This is a genomic window from Flaviaesturariibacter aridisoli, assembly GCF_004343705.1.
Classification (GTDB): domain Bacteria; phylum Bacteroidota; class Bacteroidia; order Chitinophagales; family Chitinophagaceae; genus Flavisolibacter; species Flavisolibacter aridisoli.
The window spans coordinates 23236-39843 of sequence record NZ_SKFH01000015.1 but is presented as its reverse complement, the minus strand read 5'-3'; the positions used below and the strand labels follow the sequence as shown (position 1 = coordinate 39843).

Genomic DNA, 16608 nt, shown 5'->3' with positions numbered 1-16608 from the left:
ACCGAATGTTGAGGCGCCTCTTCTTTTTGCTGATACCGACCCTGCTGCTGCTTGCCGCTTCCGCCCAAAAGCGGTCCCTATCGGCCGTGCGCACTACAGTCGCTCCGAAGATCGACGGCAACCTCGATGAAGCGGCCTGGCAAGCGGCCGACACCGCTACCGGCTTCGTTCAGAATTATCCCAACTTCGGCAAACCTTCGCGGTACCGCAGCCAGGTGCGCCTCCTGTACGACGATGCAGCGCTCTACGTCGCGGCCTACCTATACGACAACCCCGCCCTCGTGCGGCGGCAGCTGACCGCCCGCGACGGCGAAAGCCGCCAGGACGTGGATTATTTCTCCATTTTTCTCGATACGTACAACGACCAGCAAAACGGTTTTCAGTTCCTGGTCACCTCCGCTAATGTGCAGACCGACGCGCGCCTCAGCGCGGGCGGTAACAGCGGCTTCGGCGACTTCGGCGACAAAAGCTGGGACGCCGTGTGGCAAAGCGCCACCTCGCTGAAAGCGGATGGATGGGTTGTAGAAATGCGGATTCCCTACATCTCGCTGCGCTTTACCAAAAAAGAGGTGCAAACCTGGGGCCTTCAGCTGCTGCGGCAGTCGCGGCGCGACAACGAGATCTCCTATTGGAACACGCTCAATCCCAACGTCAACGGCTTTGTCAACCAGTTTGGGCGCCTGGAGGGGCTGCAGGATATCCGTCCCCCGCTGCGCCTGAGCCTGTCGCCCTACCTGCTGGGCGGCGTGCGCCTCAACCCCGAAGGCAGCCGCAAGCGCACCGAGTTTTTGCGCAGCGGCGGCATGGACGTAAAATGGGGGCTGAGCAAAAGCTTCACCCTCGACGCCACGCTGATCCCCAACTTCGGGCAGGTGGTTTCCGACAATGTGGTGAACAACCTCACGCCCTACGAGCAGCGCTTCCAGGAAAACAGGCCTTTCTTTACCGAAGGCACTGAGCTGTTCAACAAATCGGGGATCTTCTACTCCCGCCGCATCGGCGCCACACCCTACGGCTACAATGCCGTGGAAGCCGCATACGGCAACCACCCCGATTACGAGATCATTAGTAACCCTTCGGTGACGCAATTGTACAACGCCATCAAGCTGTCGGGCCGCACCGGGCATAAGCTCGGCATCGGCGTTTTCAACGCGCTCACGGCGCCGATGTACGCCAAGTTGCGCCGCATCGATACGAAGCAGGACAGCCTTATCGAAACCGAGCCGATGGCCAACTACAACCTGCTCGTGCTCGACCAGGCGCTCCGCGGCCGCTCCTCGCTCACGCTTACGAGCGCCAACGTCATCCGCAACGGGGAGCACCGCGATGCCAACACCACGGCATTCGACTGGGCGTTGTATGATAAAAGCAACACACACCTGTTCAGCGGCTCGGTACGCAGCAGTAATATCTTCGGCTACACGCCTTACAGCGCCTCCTATTTTTACTATACCGACACGGTCACCCGCGATGGGCGGCGCTACCTCAAGCCCTATAGCGGCTTCGCTACCCGGGGGCGCTATGCCAAGGTGAGCGGCCGCTGGCGCTATTCTGCGGCGGTCAACGTAGAGTCCGACAAGTACGATCCCAACGACCTGGGCTACCTGCAATCGCCCAACGAAGTGACGTACTCGGGTTCGGTTTCGTACAATGTGTACGAGCCGACAAAAAACTTTATTAACTACAGCTACTCACTGTCGGCTTACCAGAGCAACCTGTTTCGCCCGTATAAATACGGGCTGACCGAGTACACGGCCAACTTCTTCGCGATCTTCCGTAACTTCTGGGACCTGTCGCTCACCCTCGGTGCGGTGCCGCAGGCGCAGCACGATTTCTTCGAGTTGCGCAACCTGGCCTACGAGCTGAAGCGCCCCGCTTTTTATTACTCCACGCTCTCAGGCAGCAGCGACAGCCGTAAGAAGCTCTACGTGGCGGTTCGTGCGGGCTACGAGCACAGCCAGCTGGCACACAGCCCGTATTACGAATTATACCTCGGCACGCGCTACCGCTTTTCCAACCGCTTCTTGCTCGAGATCGACCTCGAGCGCAGCGAAGACGCCCTGCAGATCGGCACCGCCTACCAGTCCGACCCGGCCATCATCGGCTACCGCAATACGATCGACATGAGCTCCGTGCTGTCCGGCTCCTACAGCTTCACGCCGCGGATGAACCTTACGCTGCGCGCCCGCCACTACTGGAACCAGGTGCGCTACCTGAGCTTTCACCGCGTGGATGACAAGGGAGAGCCGATGCCGGTTGCCTACATTCCCGGGCAGGACCTGAACTACAACGTGTTCAACCTGGATGCTTTTTATACCTGGGATTTTCGTCCGGGCAGCCGGATCATTCTCGGGTGGAAAAATGCCGTTCCCGAAACCTATGGCATCAACGGCAACGCCTACGGCAACTACAAGCGCAACCTCACCCGCACCTTCGACCTCGCGCACAGCAACGAGTTCTCACTCCGGGTGATCTATTTCCTGGATTACAACCAGCTGCGGCGGAAGTAAAGTTCCGGTTTCCTCTTTCCGCTTATACGATTTTCATGACCTTTTCCTCGGCGATGACAAACACCGTTTCGTCGGTGCGGGGGCGCACCGTGGCCAGGCCGGTAAACCGCCCGAAGGCCGGGAGGATGCAATGGTCTTTGGCGAAGTAGAAGCAGGGCAGGCGCAGCGACTGGCGGGCCAGGCCGTTGAGCACCACGCCGGGGTGGACGTGTCCGCAGAACGTATAACGGCCGGGGATCGCATCGGCCGGATCGTGCGCGAGGCAAAAGTCGCCGACGGAAAGGGAGCCTTCCACTACGTCGATGCCGTTGTCCCGGTACCAGTCGTCGGGTAGAATGTCGTGGTTGCCCCGTATTAATACGATACGCTGCTCTTCGATATCGGCACGCCAGCGGCGAAAGAGCTCCAGTTCCACGTTGGCGCGGCTGTGAAAGAAGTCGCCTACGACCACCAGCTGGCGGGGACGGAAATGCTGGATGAGCGTCATCAGCCGCTGCATGTCTTCCTTCATGACGGCGCCCGGTACGGCGATGCCTTCCTTGCGGAAGTGGCCGCTCTTGCCGAGGTGCAGGTCGGATAGGAGCAACAATCCTTCGTCTTCCCAAAAAAGGCAGCGCTGGCCGGAAAGCCAGAGGCGCTGCTGTCGGAACTCAAACAATACCGGTGCCTGCATCTGCCGCAAAGGTAGGAAGGGAGGGCGTCTGCCATCAGCGGTTGCCTTCGAGCTGTTGCTGCATTTTCTTGATCCGGTCTTCGAGTTTTTCAGAGGTGAGGTTCTCGCGCATGCTGTCTACCTTAATGGGAAAGCAGAGCGGCGTCAGTCGTTGCGGAAAGGTGAGCACGATGCGCGAGCGCTGGATGCGGTCGAGCATGGCGCGGAGGCGGCGCTCTTCCATTTGCTGGTCGAACACTTCCTGGTAAGCCTGCCGCACGAGCACGTTGTTGGGCTCGTATTCGTTAAATACGTTGAACAGGAGACCCGCTGAAGACTGCAGGTGCCGCGCCTTTTTGTGCTCGCCCGGAAAACCCTGGAAAATGAGGCCGCCGATCACGGCAACATCGCGGAACTTCCGGCGCGCCATTTCCGTGGCGTTCACGCTGTGCTGGATATCCGCCAGCAGGTTGTCGGGAGAAAAGAGGGCGTACACATTGCTGTCATCCACGGGTATGGGCTGGTCGCTCAGCAGCTCGAAGCCGTAGTCGTTCATCGCGATGGAAAACGTGATGGGCAACAGCTTGCTGATGCGGTAGGCCAGCAGCGCGGCGGCGGCTTCGTGCACCAGGCGTCCTTCGAAAGGATATACGAACAGGTGGTAGCCGTCTTCGGTTTCGATCTGTTCGATGAGCACCTCGGACGCGGAGGGGATGTGGGAGAGTTCCTGTTGCAAACGCAGGAGCGGCTTCAGCGCTTTCACCTCCGGTTGGCGACTCCCGGCTGCCGTTCCGAATTGCTCCCGCAGCACGGCTCCGAGGCTTGCCGACAGCGGCAGGCGCCCGCCGTTCCAACTGGGCACCACGGCTTTCTTTACGTTCGACTTGCGCACCAGCACGGTCATGTCCTTGATCATCACCAGCTCCAGTTGCCGGCCTGCGAGGGTAAAGGCATCGCCGGGCTCGAGGCGCGAGATGAAATACTCTTCGATCATACCGATATAGCCGCCGCCCATGAATTTTACTTTCAGCATCGCATCGCTCACGATGGTGCCGATGTGCATCCGGTGGCGCATCGCGATGCGTCGTCCCGTGATCTTGTAAACGCCGTCGATCACTTCCACTTTCTTGTATTCGTCGTATTGCCCCAGCGCCTCGCCGCCCGAAGTGATGAAGTGGAGCACGGCATCGAAGTCTTCGTCGCTGAGGTCGCGGAAGCAATGCGTGCTGCGGATCTCGGGCAGCACCTGCGCGGGCACGAAGCCGTCGGAAACCGCCAGGGTGCACAGGTATTGGGTGAGCACGTCGTAGCAAAGGAGGTAGGGCTCGCGGCTTTCGATCTGCTGACGCCCGACGGCTTCCTTCAGTGCGGCGGCTTCCATCAGTTCCAGCGAATGCGTGGGCAGGAAATAGATCTTGCTCACCGCATCGGGCTGGTGGCCGCTGCGCCCGGCGCGCTGCAGGAAGCGCGCGACGCCTTTCGGCGAGCCCACCTGGATCACCGTTTCCACGGGACGGAAGTCTACCCCGAGGTCGAGCGAAGCGGTACACACAACGGCCTTCAGCTTGCCTTCGTGGAGGGCTTCCTCCACCCAGGTGCGCAGCTCCATGTCGATGGAGCCGTGGTGCAGGGCGATGGCGCCCGCCAATTCGGGAGCGATGGCGAGGAGGCGGTGATACCACTGCTCGCTCATGCCGCGGGTGTTGATGAAGATGAGGGTCGTGCGGCTTTGCTCGAGGATGGGCAGCACCTTTTCGGCGAGCCGTAACCCGAGGTGGCCCGCCCAGGGATATTTCTCAATCTCGTCGGGCAGGATCGAATCGATCTCGATCTGTTTGCGCAGGTTCGTCCGTACGATCACCGCCTTGGTTCCGTACCGCTCCACCACGGGCGCCAGCAGTACGTCCATCGCCTGGTCGAGGTTGCCGATCGTTGCCGAAATCCCCCAGACGGAAAGCCCTGTTGGATCGTTCTTGCCGGCCTTGCCGGGCGGAACCTGCCGCAGGCCCACGATGCGGCTGATAGCCAGCTCCACCTGCACGCCGCGCTTGGAGCCGATCAGCTCGTGCCATTCGTCGACGGCCAGCAGGCGCAGGTGCTTGAACACGTCGGGGTAATTCTTTTGCGCCAGCAGCAGGTGCAGGCTTTCGGGCGTGATGAGCAGCACCTCGGGCATGTGGCGCTTTTGTTTCTGCCGGTCGCTCAGCGAGGTGTCGCCATTGCGGATACCCACTTTCCAGGGCAGGCCGAGCTCGGTAAATACTTCTTCCATCGCCCGCCCGATGTCCTTCGCCAGCGCACGCAGCGGCGTGATCCAGAGCAATTGAAGCCCGTTGCCCCCACGGCTGCGGAAGTCAGTAGGGTGTTCGTTGATAAAGCGGATGACAGCGCCGAGGAACACCGAATAGGTCTTGCCGGTGCCGGTAGGAGCGTTCACGAGCCCGCTGCGGCCCTGCAGGATATGTCCCCAGGCTTCTTCCTGGTAGGCGAAGGGGCGGAAGTCTTTGGCGGCGAGCCATTCGGCCACGATCTTATAGCCCGGTGTTTGCTTCAGGTTCTTGCTCACAATGTTTTTAGGTATTCGATGACCGCTTTCCGCTCCGCATCGGTGAGCGCATCGCCGAAATAGTGGCCGCGGTTGCTGTACCCGGTAAGGTCGGTATTGTAAATATCCGGTTTGCCACCGGCGCTTTCTTCTTTATACACCCAGCCCGGGTTCCCGTAGTTATACTGGGGCCGCTTGAAGTCGCGCGACCAGTAGCGCGGGCGGAGGCGGCTGTTCAGCAACGCTTCCAGCGTGGGCACCGACCCGTTGTGCAGGTACGGCGCGCTGATCCAGATGCCGTCGAGGGGTGGCGCCACGTACCCGTTGGAAGGCGCCAGCTCAGCGGGATGATCACCGCTGCGGAACCAGCTGCGGTTGAACCAGGCCACGAACTGCGGGGTGGAATAATTGCTGGCGTACAGCAGCGAGTCGGTCTGGATGATCGAGCCGGGAATGAGCAGGTTGGGATAGCTGCCTTTAGGGCCATAGGTGCCGTGGCAGGAAGCGCAGCGGGCTTCGAACAGCGGCTTCCCCTTCGCGGCCAGCGGCCGGTCGATCGCTTTCGGGTAGGCGGGCGCCTTCAGGGAATAGATATAGGCCAGCAGGTCGGGCATTTGTTCGTCAACAACGCGCGACTCGGCGGTGTCGCCGGTGGTGAGCAGGTTGGAGGCCATCAGGAAGCGCCCGAAGTCGCCCCGGCCGAAGCCGTTGTAAAACATGGCGTTCTTCTTCTTGAGCAGCCACCAGGGCGGCGTGTCGGTAGGAATCACGGCGTGGTTCTTTTCCATCAGCGCCGTATCGCTCCAGCGGAAGGTCACCGGGTCGCGGTGGGCCACCAGCAGGGCCGCGAGGTGGTCGGCCAGGTTCACGCCGCGCACGTCGGCCACGAGGTCGGGGGCGATCGTCTTGGTGACGGTCAGGAAGGTCCTGGCCGCTTCATAGTCTTCCGGGGAGTTGAGCTTCAGGATCCGCTCGATCATCGACACGCTACCGGCATTGATGCCGCGGCTTTTGGTAAAGTCGACACCCGCATTGCCAAGGCCCATCACGAGCTTCCCTTCGAAGGGCATCGCGTGGCATTGCAGGCAGTTGGGCGCCACGATCACCTGGCCGTTCTTCTGCCGCAGCGCGTTGAAATCGTACGGGATATTTGAATTGATGCCGGTGCGCGGGAGCAGCGACGAATCGAAGCGCGTGAATCCCATCCGGAACACATTGATGGGAAGCCCGCTGCGTACATAGTCGCCGTACACGAGGTATTGGAAGCCTTTCTTCGGGTCGCCGCCGCCGCGCTGCTTACTGGGCGGGATCTGCACGGGACCGTCGTTGAGCCCGTAGTAGCCGAAGGCCATCAGGGCGAGGCAGGTGAGGAGAATGAGGGTTTTTTTCATGAGCCGGTGAATGTAAGCAGAGGGGACGTGTAACAGATTGCTTCGCTTCGCTCGCAATGACGTGCCCAAGGAGCTATTTTTATTTACCGTAAAGTTCGAGGAGTTGCTTCAATTCGTCAAGGGTATTGATCTCGTCGGGCTTTTTATCGTGGCGCCAGCGGCTGATCCGGGGAAAGCGCAGCGCTACGCCCGACTTGTGGCGGTTAGAGGCGGCGATGCCTTCGAAGGCGATCTCGAACACCAGTTCGGGCTTGACGGTACGCACGGGGCCGAATTTCTCGATCGAATTCCGTTTGACAAACGCGTCCACCTGGGCGAATTCCTTGTCGGTAAGCCCCGAATAGGCCTTGGTAAAGGGGATGAGCTTTTCCCCGTCGCGCACGGCAAAGGTGTAGTCGGTGTAGAGGTTGCTGCGGCGGCCGGCGCCCTTCTGGGCGTAGATCATCACCGCATCGATGGTGAGCGGGTCGATCTTCCACTTCCACCAGTCGCCGCGCTTGCGGCCCACCTGGTAGGTGGACGACAGGCGCTTGAGCATAAAGCCCTCCGCGCCCCTGTCGCGCGAGCCCTTGCGCAGCTCGGCCAGCTCGGTCCAGCTGTGAAACGGCACGGCCTCCGACAGCAGGAGAATCGGGTGTTGCGCCGACCGGATGATGGCCTCCAGTTGGGCCCGTCGCTCGGAAAGCGGGCGCGTGCGCCAGTCTTCTCCTTCGTATTCCAGCAGGTCGTAAGCAAAGAACGCGATGGGCGCTTCCTGCAGTTGCTTCTTCGTAACGTTCTTGCGGCCGATGCGGGTTTGCAGCAGGGCAAAGGGGAGCGGCATTCCGTCCTTGCTCGGGATGATCTCGCCGTCGAGCACGACCCCGTCGGGCAGGCGCTCGAGGAGTTGGGCATATTCGGGAAATTTTTCCGTCATCAGCTCTTCGCCGCGGCTCCATACGAAGAGCTCGTTGTTGCGTTTGATGAGCTGGCCGCGGATGCCATCCCACTTCCATTCGGCCTGCCAGCCCGAAGGGTCACCGAGTTTTTCGAGCTCTGGTTCTTCGATGGCATACGCAAGGTAGAACGGGTAGGGCTTCGACTGGTCGTTGGCCTGCGCTTCGGCGCTGAGCAGCTCGCTGAACGCAATCGTGGATGGGTCCCAATTGCCGGAGATGCGGTGTGCGATAACGGAGGGTTCCGCCTGCACCGTTTTGGCCAGCGCGTTGACCATCAGCTTTTGCGACACGCCGATGCGGAAGCCGCCCGTGATCAACTTGTTGAACACGAAGCGTTCGGCGAAGCCCAGTCCCTGCCAGGTTTCCAGGATAAAGAACTTGCGGGCTTCCTCGCTTTGCTTTTCCAACGCTTTCAGTTGCTCGATGTAATAGTGCAGCGGCTCGGGATGTGCGGGCAGCGCGTTTCTTTCCGGGAGCAGGAGGGCGATGGTCTCGGCCAGGTCGCCCACGGTGTGGTACGACTCTTCGAAGAGCCAGAAGGGCAGGTCGCCCAGCTCCACGGCCCAAGTGGCCAGCTGCGTGCTGTTTACCACCCGCTTCGGCCGGCGGCCGCTGAAGATGGCGATCATCCACACCTTGTCTTTGTCGTCCGCACTGTAGAAATACTGTACGAGCGCGTCGAGCTTCTCGGTCGTCTTGGTGCTGCTGCCGATGCGGAGCACGAGCTCCGAAAAGGCGCGGAAGCCTTCCGGGCCTTCGCCGGCAACGGGCAGCGGGCTTCCTGGTTTTGATTTATTCGGCATCGGGTGATAGCAGGGATTGTTCTTCTTCGGAAGGAGTGGGGCCGGCATCTTCGTCGTTACCGTATTCGGTGATCACCTCGCGGGCCTGGATGCCCTGCTCGGTAAGGTAGCGGCTGAAGGCGGCCTGGAAGCCGTGGGTTACGTACACGCATTCCGCGCCGGTGGCTTTGCAGGCTTCGAGCAGCCCGCTCCAGTCGGCGTGATCGCTGAGGGCGAAGCCGGCGTCGGCGTTCTTGCGGCGCGTGTTGCCGCGCACCATCATCCAGCCGCTGCAGATGCCCACGCCATGGGGACTGAAGCGCCGGACCCAGCTTGTTCCCTCGGCGCTCGAAGGCGCAATGACCACGGCGCCTTTGAGGTGTTCTTTCGGTGTGTCGGGCGTGACGCGCTCCACCGGCGGCAGCTTGTGCCCGGCATTCACAAGGGCCATGTGCATGTTGTACACGGCGCCGTGCACCAGGATGCGTTCGCTCACTTCGCTGAGGGGCTGCAGCAGGCGCTGGGCCTTGCCGAGGCTGTAGGCGATGAAGATGGACGATTTGCCGATCGCCTGGTTCTTGCGGATCCAGTCCTGCATCCCCGCGTAAATCTCGGCCTGCGGCTTCCACTTGTAGATGGGCAGCCCGAAGGTGGACTCGGTCACGAAGTGGTGACAGCGCACGGGCTCGAAGGCGCCGCTGATGCCGTCGTTCTCCAGCTTATAGTCGCCGCTCACGACCCAGATCTCGCCCTCGTACTCCACGCGGATCTGCGCGGAGCCGATGATATGTCCGGCGGGATGAAAAGACACGCGGACGCCATTGATGTAGGTTGTCTCGCCATAGGCGGTACCCTGGTAGTGGTTGGGCCCGAGGCGGACCTGCATGATGGGAATGGAGTCGTGCTGGGCGAGGTAATACTTGCTGCCCCAGCGCGCGTGGTCGCTGTGCGCATGGGTAATGAGCGCGCGGTCCACCGGTTTCCAGGGATCGATGTAAAACCCGCCGGCCCGGCAATACAGGCCTTTATCGGAAAATTCGATCAGGGGCATAGGGAATCGTTACCCGAACCGGCAGAAAGAACTGTGCCATCGGCTCAAGCCCATCCCCCGGCCCCTTCCTGAAGGGAAGGGGGAGTAGACCGCACCCCGCTCCAGGGGAGCGGGGAACGCAGCCTGCGCTGCCAATTTTGTCACCGGGGTTCCGGAAAGGATCTATGCCATTTACGATTTTGTCAGGGGCCATCCGCGGCTACTTCAGGCCACTGCCGATTTTGTCAAGGGCATCCGGGAAGGGATTGATGCCATTTCCGATTTTGCAAGTGGCATAGATCCGCCGCGGGTTGGCACTGCCGATTTTGCACGTGGCATCGCGGAGTGGATTGGTGCCCCTGCCGATTTTGTCAACGGCATAAACTGCTTGCGGAAGGCACCTGCCGATTTTGTCAAGGCCGCGAAGCAAAGGCCGCGTGCCCTGGACACTTTGCAAATGGTTTTTGCAGGGAAATGTGTCCCCCTTCCCTTCGGGAAGGGGTTAGGGGATGGGTCGGCTCCCCTTCCCTTCAGGAAGGAGGCCGGGAGGATGGGTCTGTGTGGGGATGGGCTGCCTACGGCAGCACGCTTCTCGTCCCGTTCGTCACCTTCACGAGGTAGAGGTGCTTGTTCTCGAAATAGTCGAGGGTCGGCTCCTTGTGGTTGAGGAAGACGGGCTGTACGTCGAACTGGGTAAATACGTTGTTGCCCTTGCGCGACAGGTTGGAGGCGGCATCGCCGCGGGTGTCGAGCAGCAGGAGGGCGAAGCGCAGCGTCGTTTCGTAGCCGCGGAAGTAGAGGTCGGTGGGGCGGCCGTTTTGTTTCGCCGTAAAGCTTTTGCCCACCGCCGCCTGGAGGGGCGTTGCCCGGGCATAGTAAAAGGGAGTCGTGTACAGGATGTCGAGGCCGCGGAATTCGGTTTGGCGCAGGTTGAACCCCTCCCAGGTGGGCATGCCCGCCAGCTGGATGCGGTACTCCTTGCCGGCGCTGCCCAGGCCGGCGGCGAGCTCGGAGGCAAACTCCTCGTCGAGCGAGCCGGTGATGCAAATGTTGCGCTTCGTGCTGTCGAGGGCCGACAGCACGCGTTCGTCGTTGAACTCGGCGCCGAGGTCTTCCACTACGATCCGGAGCGGCGTGCCCGTTGCCGTCTTGGCAATGTCTGCAAAATATTCTTTCACCTGGGTCTCCTGCGTGCCGGGGCGTGTGAACAGGAGGATCCGCTCGTTGGGCGCCGTGCGCTGGTAGTATTTATACAAGGCTTCGCAATGGCTCCGGAGCGTGGAGTTGAGCACCACGTAATAGGGATTGTCGCTCACGCCGGCGTCGTTGGGCAGGGTGGTCGATATAAAGGGCACCTTGCGGCGCAGGGCTTCCTCGGCCAGGAGGCGCGTTTCGGTGGCGTTGGTACTGCCGATGAACAGCTCGGCGTCGCGCAGCTCGGGCGCCTTCAGCTCCTGGGCGAGCCCGTGCTTCGAGCGGCTGTCTACCACATATACGTCCAGCGGTGCGCCGGCTTTGTTCAGCGAGTCGAGCGCGGCCTGCGCGCCGAGGTAAAACTCCAGGCCCGGGTTCAGGTATTTCGGAAAGCTGGTGTTGAAACGATAGTTGTTCGACGCATCGAAGGCCGAGTCGAGGTACAGCGGCGTTACCAGCGCGATCTTGTGCCGCTTCTGCGCGAAAAGCGAGAGGCTGCAAAGGAGTGTAAAAAACAGGATAGGGATTCGTTTCATAAGATGCTTTCTTGAAGGTGGCTATTGGTCAATTAGTCGATTGGTCTGTTAGTAAGGCTTGCTCTTCGCAGGTGCGCGCGCAAGTGCAAGTATTACGCCAAACTCCCTTCGGCGATGCTCAGGGTGACAATAGCCGCTCTGTCAGGCTGAGTGCAGCCGAAGCCTACTCCCATTCGATCGTTGCCGGCGGCTTCGAGCTGATGTCGTACACCACACGGTTGATGCCCCGCACGGAGTTGATGATCTCGTTCGAAACGTAGGCAAGAAAATCGTACGGCAGGTGCGCCCAGTCGGCGGTCATGCCATCCACGGAGGTCACGGCGCGGAGGGCCACCGTAAACTCGTAGGTGCGTTCATCGCCCATCACGCCCACGCTTTTCACCGGCAATAAGATGGCGCCGGCCTGCCACACCGTTGCGTACAGGTTGTGGTCTTTCAGCGCTTTTACATAGATGGCGTCGGCGGCCTGGAGCAGTTTCACTTTTTCTTCGGTGATCTCGCCCAGGATGCGGATGGCGAGACCCGGCCCGGGGAACGGGTGGCGGCTCAGCAGGTCCTCGGGAATGCCGAGTTCGCGGCCCACGCGCCGCACTTCGTCCTTGAACAGGTAGCGCAGCGGCTCCACGAGCGCCAGGTGCATTTTCTCGGGCAGCCCGCCCACGTTGTGGTGGCTCTTGATGGTCACCGAGGGGCCGTGTACCGACACGCTTTCAATCACGTCGGGGTAGATGGTGCCCTGGCCCAGCATCGACACATTTTCGATGCGCGTCGCTTCTTCCTGGAATATATCGATGAACAGCGCGCCGATCGCCTTGCGCTTTTGCTCGGGGTCGCTTTTGCCGGCAAGGGCGTCGTAAAAACGCTGCCGCGCGTCGATGCCGGTAACGTTGAGGCCGATGGCGTTGTACGTATCGAGCACCTGCTGAAACTCGTCCTGGCGCAGCACGCCGTTGTCTACGAAGATGCCGTGCAGGTTCTTGCCGATGGCGCGGTGGATGAGCGTGGCCGCCACCGTGGAGTCAACGCCGCCGCTGAGGGCCATGACCACCTGCCGGTCGCCGATGGTCCGCTTCAGCTCCGCCACGGTGTCGGTCACGAAGTGCGCGGGCGTCCAGTCCTGCTGGCAACCGCAGATCTCTACGAGGAAGTTCTTCAGGATCTTTTTGCCTTCGATGGAATGGTATACCTCCGGGTGAAACTGCAGGCCGTAGAGCGGGTGCGCTGCTTTCTGGGCTTTGAAGGCGGCCACCGGGATAGAATCCGTAGTGGCCAGCACGGTGAAGCCGTCGGGCAGTTGGAGGATCGAATCCCCGTGGCTCATCCACACCTGCGACAAAGGCGTCAGTCCCGCCAGCAGTGGGTCGTCGGCCTCGAGGTGCAGGTAGGCGCGGCCGTATTCGCGCTTGTTGCTGCGCTCCACGCGCCCGCCGTAGACTTTCGCGGTCAGCTGCGCACCGTAGCATACGCCCAGCACGGGTGTATTCGCTACCAGCGTGGCCACCTCTACGTGGGGGGCGTTGCTGTCGTTTACCGAGAACGGCGAGCCCGACAGGATGACGCCTTTGATAGAGGGATCGACGGGCACCGGTTTGTTGAAAGGAATGATTTCGCAGTAAACGTTGGCTTCGCGGACAGCGCGGGCAATCAGTTGCGTGTATTGAGAGCCGAAGTCGAGGATCAGGATCTTTTCGGTCATGGCAAGGCGAAGGTACGCAATGACGGAAAAGCGGGTAAAATCCTTAATTTTCGGTGCGAACCGTAACCCGCGGCCTGCGCCGCGCATCATATACCAAAACCTTTTCTATGCGCCTTTTCTCCGGCTTGCTCTTCCTGCTTCTTTTCAGCGCCTGCCAGCTCATGGGCATCCGCAGCGTCAACGGCAATGGTGTGCGCAGCACCCAGAGCCGCTCCGTCGGGTCTTTCGACCGCGTGGAGATCACCGGCTCCGTGGACGTTGAGCTTGCCCAGGCAGCCGCGCCCGGCGTGCGGGTGGAAACCGACGAAAACCTGCAGGAGTACGTAGAGACCGAAGTGGACGGCAACACCCTGCATATCCGCACGCGCAGCGGTGTCAACCTCCGCGAGCACGCGGGGTTGAAGGTGTTCGTCAGCGCGGCCAGCTTCCGCGAGGTGGAAGTGACCGGCAGCGGCAACGTGGCCGGCGCCGGCAAGCTGAGTGGCGATAAAATGCAGCTGCGCGTCACCGGTAGCGGCAATGCCCGCCTTGATGTAGACGTGCCCCAGATGGAGGTGGAAGTAACCGGCAGCGGTACCGTGTTGCTCAGCGGAACTACGCGCGTCTTCCGTTCCGAAACCCACGGCAGCGGCACCATCAAAGCTTTCGGCCTGCTCTCGGAAGAAACCCGCGTGGAAGTATCGGGCTCCGGCGACGCTGAAGTATTTGCCAGCAAGAAACTCGAAGTGGAAGTGTCGGGTTCCGGCGACGTCGCTTACAAAGGCACCGCGGCGGTCGTGCACCAGGAAGTACACGGCTCCGGGAGCGTGCGAAAAGTGCAGTAAGCCGTTTCCCCGTCGCTGCATGGACAGCATCCACCTAATCGCCAACGCCAAACTTTAAACCCCTCAGAACGCCGTCTTCACCTCAATGCGGATCGTTCGGACGCGGCCTTTGTCGTCGGTGCAGGTGATCTTCAACGGCCCGTCGCTTTCGGGCAGGAAGAACAGCTTTTCGCCGGGCGCCGCGCTTTTATAAAAACGGTCGTTGAGGTACCAATACAAGCGGCTGACATCGTTGGCCGCACGCGCCGTCAGTTGCAGCGGCTCGGGATCTCCTTTTTCCAGGAAATATTCGGTTCCGTTCACCGGCGAGGTGATCGCCGGTCCATCGCCGCCGCCCAGCTTTTCGCAGGCGGGGTTGTGTGGTGGAATCCGCGCGTAGGGCTGGTTGCGCGCGGCGTAAAAATCCTGCATCTCGGGGGGCACGGCGCGGTACTGCTTCCGGATGTACCCGGTGGCCGGGGCGCAGGCAACGCAATAAGACATCGATGCATCCGGCGACACCTTTACTTCCTGCAGGTGCGTACAGGTGCTGGTGCCGCTGACGAGGGGCAGAAATTCGTCCAGCACCAGGTTGCTGCAAAACGGGCCGGGTGGCAGCCCGCTCTCGCTGCATACCAGCCGCTGTTCCAGGCCTTTGGGGGGCGCGAACCAGGCGCCGTCGTTGTTGTAGTCAATGGTATTGAAAATGCGGAACAGCAGCGGCGTGGCCGTGTTGGCGCCGCTGAGCCCCGGTACGCCCTGCCCGGAAAAATTCCCGACCCATACGCCGATGGTAAAGCGCTTGTTATAGCCGATGCTCCAGGCATCACGCCGGCCATAGGAAGTGCCCGTTTTCCAGGCCACCTTCGGCAGGTATTCCGTAGCGCTCCAGCTGAGCGGAAAGTCGGGGCGCGCAACCTGCGACAGGATATCGGTGACGAGGTAGGTCGCTTCCGGCGACAGCAGGCGCGTGCTGTTCCCGGCGCTGTCGGTCAGCCGGTAGCGCAGCGGCCTGTATACCCCTTCGTTGGCAAAGGCGCAGAAGAGGCCGGTGAGTTCTTCCAGCGTGGCGCCGCAGCCGCCGAGGATGAGCGACAGGCCGAGCTTTTGCCGGTCTTTGGCTACCTGCCGGAAGCCGGCGTCGGTGAGCTTGGCGATCATCGTTTCGGTGCCGAGCCGGTTGAGGCTTTTTACGGCAGGTATGTTGAGCGAATTTTCGAGCGAATAGGTGACGGTTACATAACCGTTGAATTGCTGATCGTAGTTCTCAGGGCGGTAACCGCCGTAGTTGACCGGCACGTCGGTGAGCACCGTTTTGGGCGTCAGCAGGCCTTCGTCGAAGCATAGCCCGTAGAGGAGCGGCTTCAACGTGCTGCCCGGCTGGCGGATCGCCGCGGCGCCGTTTACCTGGCCCGCGTCGCTCGTATCGCCGAAGTCGGCCGAGCCCACGTAAGCCAGCACCTGGCGGGTCTGGTTGTCCACCACGATCACGGCGGCATTGCGGATGTTCTGCAGGCGCAGGCTCCGGATATAGTCGGCCGTGAGCTTTTCTACTTTCGATTGCGTGTTGGGTTGCAGCGTGCTCTGCACCGTAGTGGCGGCCGCGCCGCTTTTCAGCTTCCAGGAAAACTGCGGTGCGGCCTGCGGCAGCGTACCCCGGCGGGCGGTCAGCGGCTCGGCCAGCGCGTCTTCGATCTCGCGGTTGCTGAAAATCTTTTGGTCGGCGAAGCGGTGCAGCCATTCGTTGCGCGACCGCACGATGGCGTCGTTGTGGCGCCCCATCACCAGCGACGAGGGCCGGTTGGGAATGATCGACAGGGCCGTGATCTCGGCGAGCGAGAGGTGGTCGGGCGCCTTGTTGAAATACAGCAGCGACGCGGCCTTCACGCCTTCGATGTTGCCGCCGTAGGGCACTACGTTGAGGTATAGCTGCAGGATCTCGTCCTTGCTGTATTTCCATTCTAGCTGCAGGGCGCGGAAGCTCTCAACGAACTTACTGCCCAACGTGCGCGGGCGGCGTTCCAGCGCGCGGGCTACCTGCATGGTGATGGTGGACGCGCCCGATGTGCGATGGCCCCGCGCCAAATTGTTACAGGCGGCGCGCAGCACGGCCAGCGGGTTGATGCCCGGGTGCCCGTAGAAATACTGGTCTTCCTTCGCCACGATGGTGCGGCGCAGCAGCGGCGAGATTTCACTGAGTTCGGTCTTCATCCGCCACTTCTGGTCGCGGGTGAGGTAGGCGTGCAGCAGCTCCCCCTTCCGGTCGGTGATCACCGTGGTATAGTCGATGTTGTCGGGCAGCGGGAACAACCAGTTCAGCAGCAGGAAGAAGGCAAGCCCGTGCACCGTTACAATTAGTAATCTTTTAACAAGGGCCCTTGTTCTTTGTACTGTAATTTTCGGGAGTAATCGTTTATATGGACTCATCGAGTCATCCTCCGTAGCGTTTCTTTAGCTGCACCTAAATTCCGGTTTCCGCCGCACAATCTGCACGGCCGCCGTCAATTTAACAAATCTCCTTTCTTCGCTCC

General features: G+C 61.1%; 10 protein-coding genes. 2 read left to right on the top strand and 8 right to left on the bottom strand.

Features of this window, described 5'->3' with window-relative positions; genetic code table 11:
• The first annotated feature begins 5 nt into the window (after nucleotides 1–5).
• A complete protein-coding gene (locus tag E0486_RS10615) occupies nucleotides 6–2510 on the top strand; it encodes a DUF5916 domain-containing protein (RefSeq protein WP_131852152.1) in 2505 nt (834 codons plus the stop codon).
• Nucleotides 2511–2532: 22 nt separating this feature from the next.
• On the opposite strand, the gene pdeM is transcribed toward E0486_RS10615, so the two are convergent.
• The 7 genes from pdeM to guaA all read right to left on the bottom strand — a co-directional run bounded on the left by pdeM (nucleotide 2533) and on the right by guaA (nucleotide 13274).
• On the bottom strand, nucleotides 2533–3183 hold the full coding sequence (gene pdeM / locus E0486_RS10610; RefSeq protein ID WP_131852151.1) for a ligase-associated DNA damage response endonuclease PdeM: 651 nt from the start codon (nucleotides 3181–3183) through the stop codon (nucleotides 2533–2535).
• Nucleotides 3184–3217: 34 nt separating this feature from the next.
• Nucleotides 3218–5728 carry a ligase-associated DNA damage response DEXH box helicase gene (locus tag E0486_RS10605; RefSeq protein WP_243697422.1) on the bottom strand — a complete coding sequence of 837 codons (2511 nt, stop codon included), beginning with the start codon at nucleotides 5726–5728 and terminating at the stop codon, nucleotides 3218–3220.
• Nucleotides 5725–7098 carry a c-type cytochrome gene (locus tag E0486_RS10600; RefSeq protein ID WP_131852149.1) on the bottom strand — a complete coding sequence of 458 codons (1374 nt, stop codon included), beginning with the start codon at nucleotides 7096–7098 and terminating at the stop codon, nucleotides 5725–5727. The genes E0486_RS10605 and E0486_RS10600 overlap by 4 nt, the downstream gene beginning before the upstream one ends.
• Nucleotides 7099–7177: 79 nt before the next feature.
• Nucleotides 7178–8887: an ATP-dependent DNA ligase gene (locus tag E0486_RS10595; protein WP_243697421.1), complete on the bottom strand. Its 1710-nt coding sequence runs from the start codon at nucleotides 8885–8887 to the stop codon at nucleotides 7178–7180.
• Nucleotides 8829–9869 (bottom strand): ligase-associated DNA damage response exonuclease, encoded by a 1041-nt coding sequence (locus E0486_RS10590; RefSeq protein WP_131852148.1) that lies wholly within the window; start codon nucleotides 9867–9869, stop codon nucleotides 8829–8831. Before E0486_RS10590 ends, E0486_RS10595 begins: the two co-directional genes overlap by 59 nt.
• Nucleotides 9870–10423: 554 nt before the next feature.
• Entirely contained in the window at nucleotides 10424–11578 is a 1155-nt protein-coding gene (locus tag E0486_RS10585; RefSeq protein WP_131852147.1) for an ABC transporter substrate-binding protein, read from the bottom strand.
• Between the two features lie 163 nt (nucleotides 11579–11741).
• The gene (guaA, locus tag E0486_RS10580) at nucleotides 11742–13274 is read right to left on the bottom strand and encodes a glutamine-hydrolyzing GMP synthase (RefSeq protein WP_131852146.1); all 1533 of its coding nucleotides are present in this window, start codon (nucleotides 13272–13274) and stop codon (nucleotides 11742–11744) included.
• Nucleotides 13275–13381: 107 nt separating this feature from the next.
• Here guaA and E0486_RS10575 point away from each other — a divergent pair, with 107 nt between their 5' ends.
• Nucleotides 13382–14098: a head GIN domain-containing protein gene (locus E0486_RS10575; protein WP_131852145.1), complete on the top strand. Its 717-nt coding sequence runs from the start codon at nucleotides 13382–13384 to the stop codon at nucleotides 14096–14098.
• 63 nt (nucleotides 14099–14161) lie between these two features.
• Here E0486_RS10575 and pbpC read toward each other — a convergent pair whose 3' ends face one another.
• The gene (gene pbpC, locus E0486_RS10570) at nucleotides 14162–16423 is read right to left on the bottom strand and encodes a penicillin-binding protein 1C (protein ID WP_243697420.1); all 2262 of its coding nucleotides are present in this window, start codon (nucleotides 16421–16423) and stop codon (nucleotides 14162–14164) included.
• Between the last annotated feature and the right edge of the window lie 185 nt (nucleotides 16424–16608).

Excerpts from the sequence above, each read along its gene's own strand:
- pdeM (WP_131852151.1), bottom strand. The coding sequence starts at position 3,183 with ATGCAGGCACCGGTATTGTTTGAGTTCCGACAGCAGCGCCTCTGGCTT.
- E0486_RS10590 (WP_131852148.1), bottom strand. The coding sequence starts at position 9,869 with ATGCCCCTGATCGAATTTTCCGATAAAGGCCTGTATTGCCGGGCCGGC.
- E0486_RS10600 (WP_131852149.1), bottom strand. The coding sequence starts at position 7,098 with ATGAAAAAAACCCTCATTCTCCTCACCTGCCTCGCCCTGATGGCCTTC.
- guaA (WP_131852146.1), bottom strand. The coding sequence starts at position 13,274 with ATGACCGAAAAGATCCTGATCCTCGACTTCGGCTCTCAATACACGCAA.
- E0486_RS10615 (WP_131852152.1), top strand. The coding sequence starts at position 6 with ATGTTGAGGCGCCTCTTCTTTTTGCTGATACCGACCCTGCTGCTGCTT.
- E0486_RS10595 (WP_243697421.1), bottom strand. The coding sequence starts at position 8,887 with ATGCCGGCCCCACTCCTTCCGAAGAAGAACAATCCCTGCTATCACCCG.
- E0486_RS10575 (WP_131852145.1), top strand. The coding sequence starts at position 13,382 with ATGCGCCTTTTCTCCGGCTTGCTCTTCCTGCTTCTTTTCAGCGCCTGC.
- E0486_RS10585 (WP_131852147.1), bottom strand. The coding sequence starts at position 11,578 with ATGAAACGAATCCCTATCCTGTTTTTTACACTCCTTTGCAGCCTCTCG.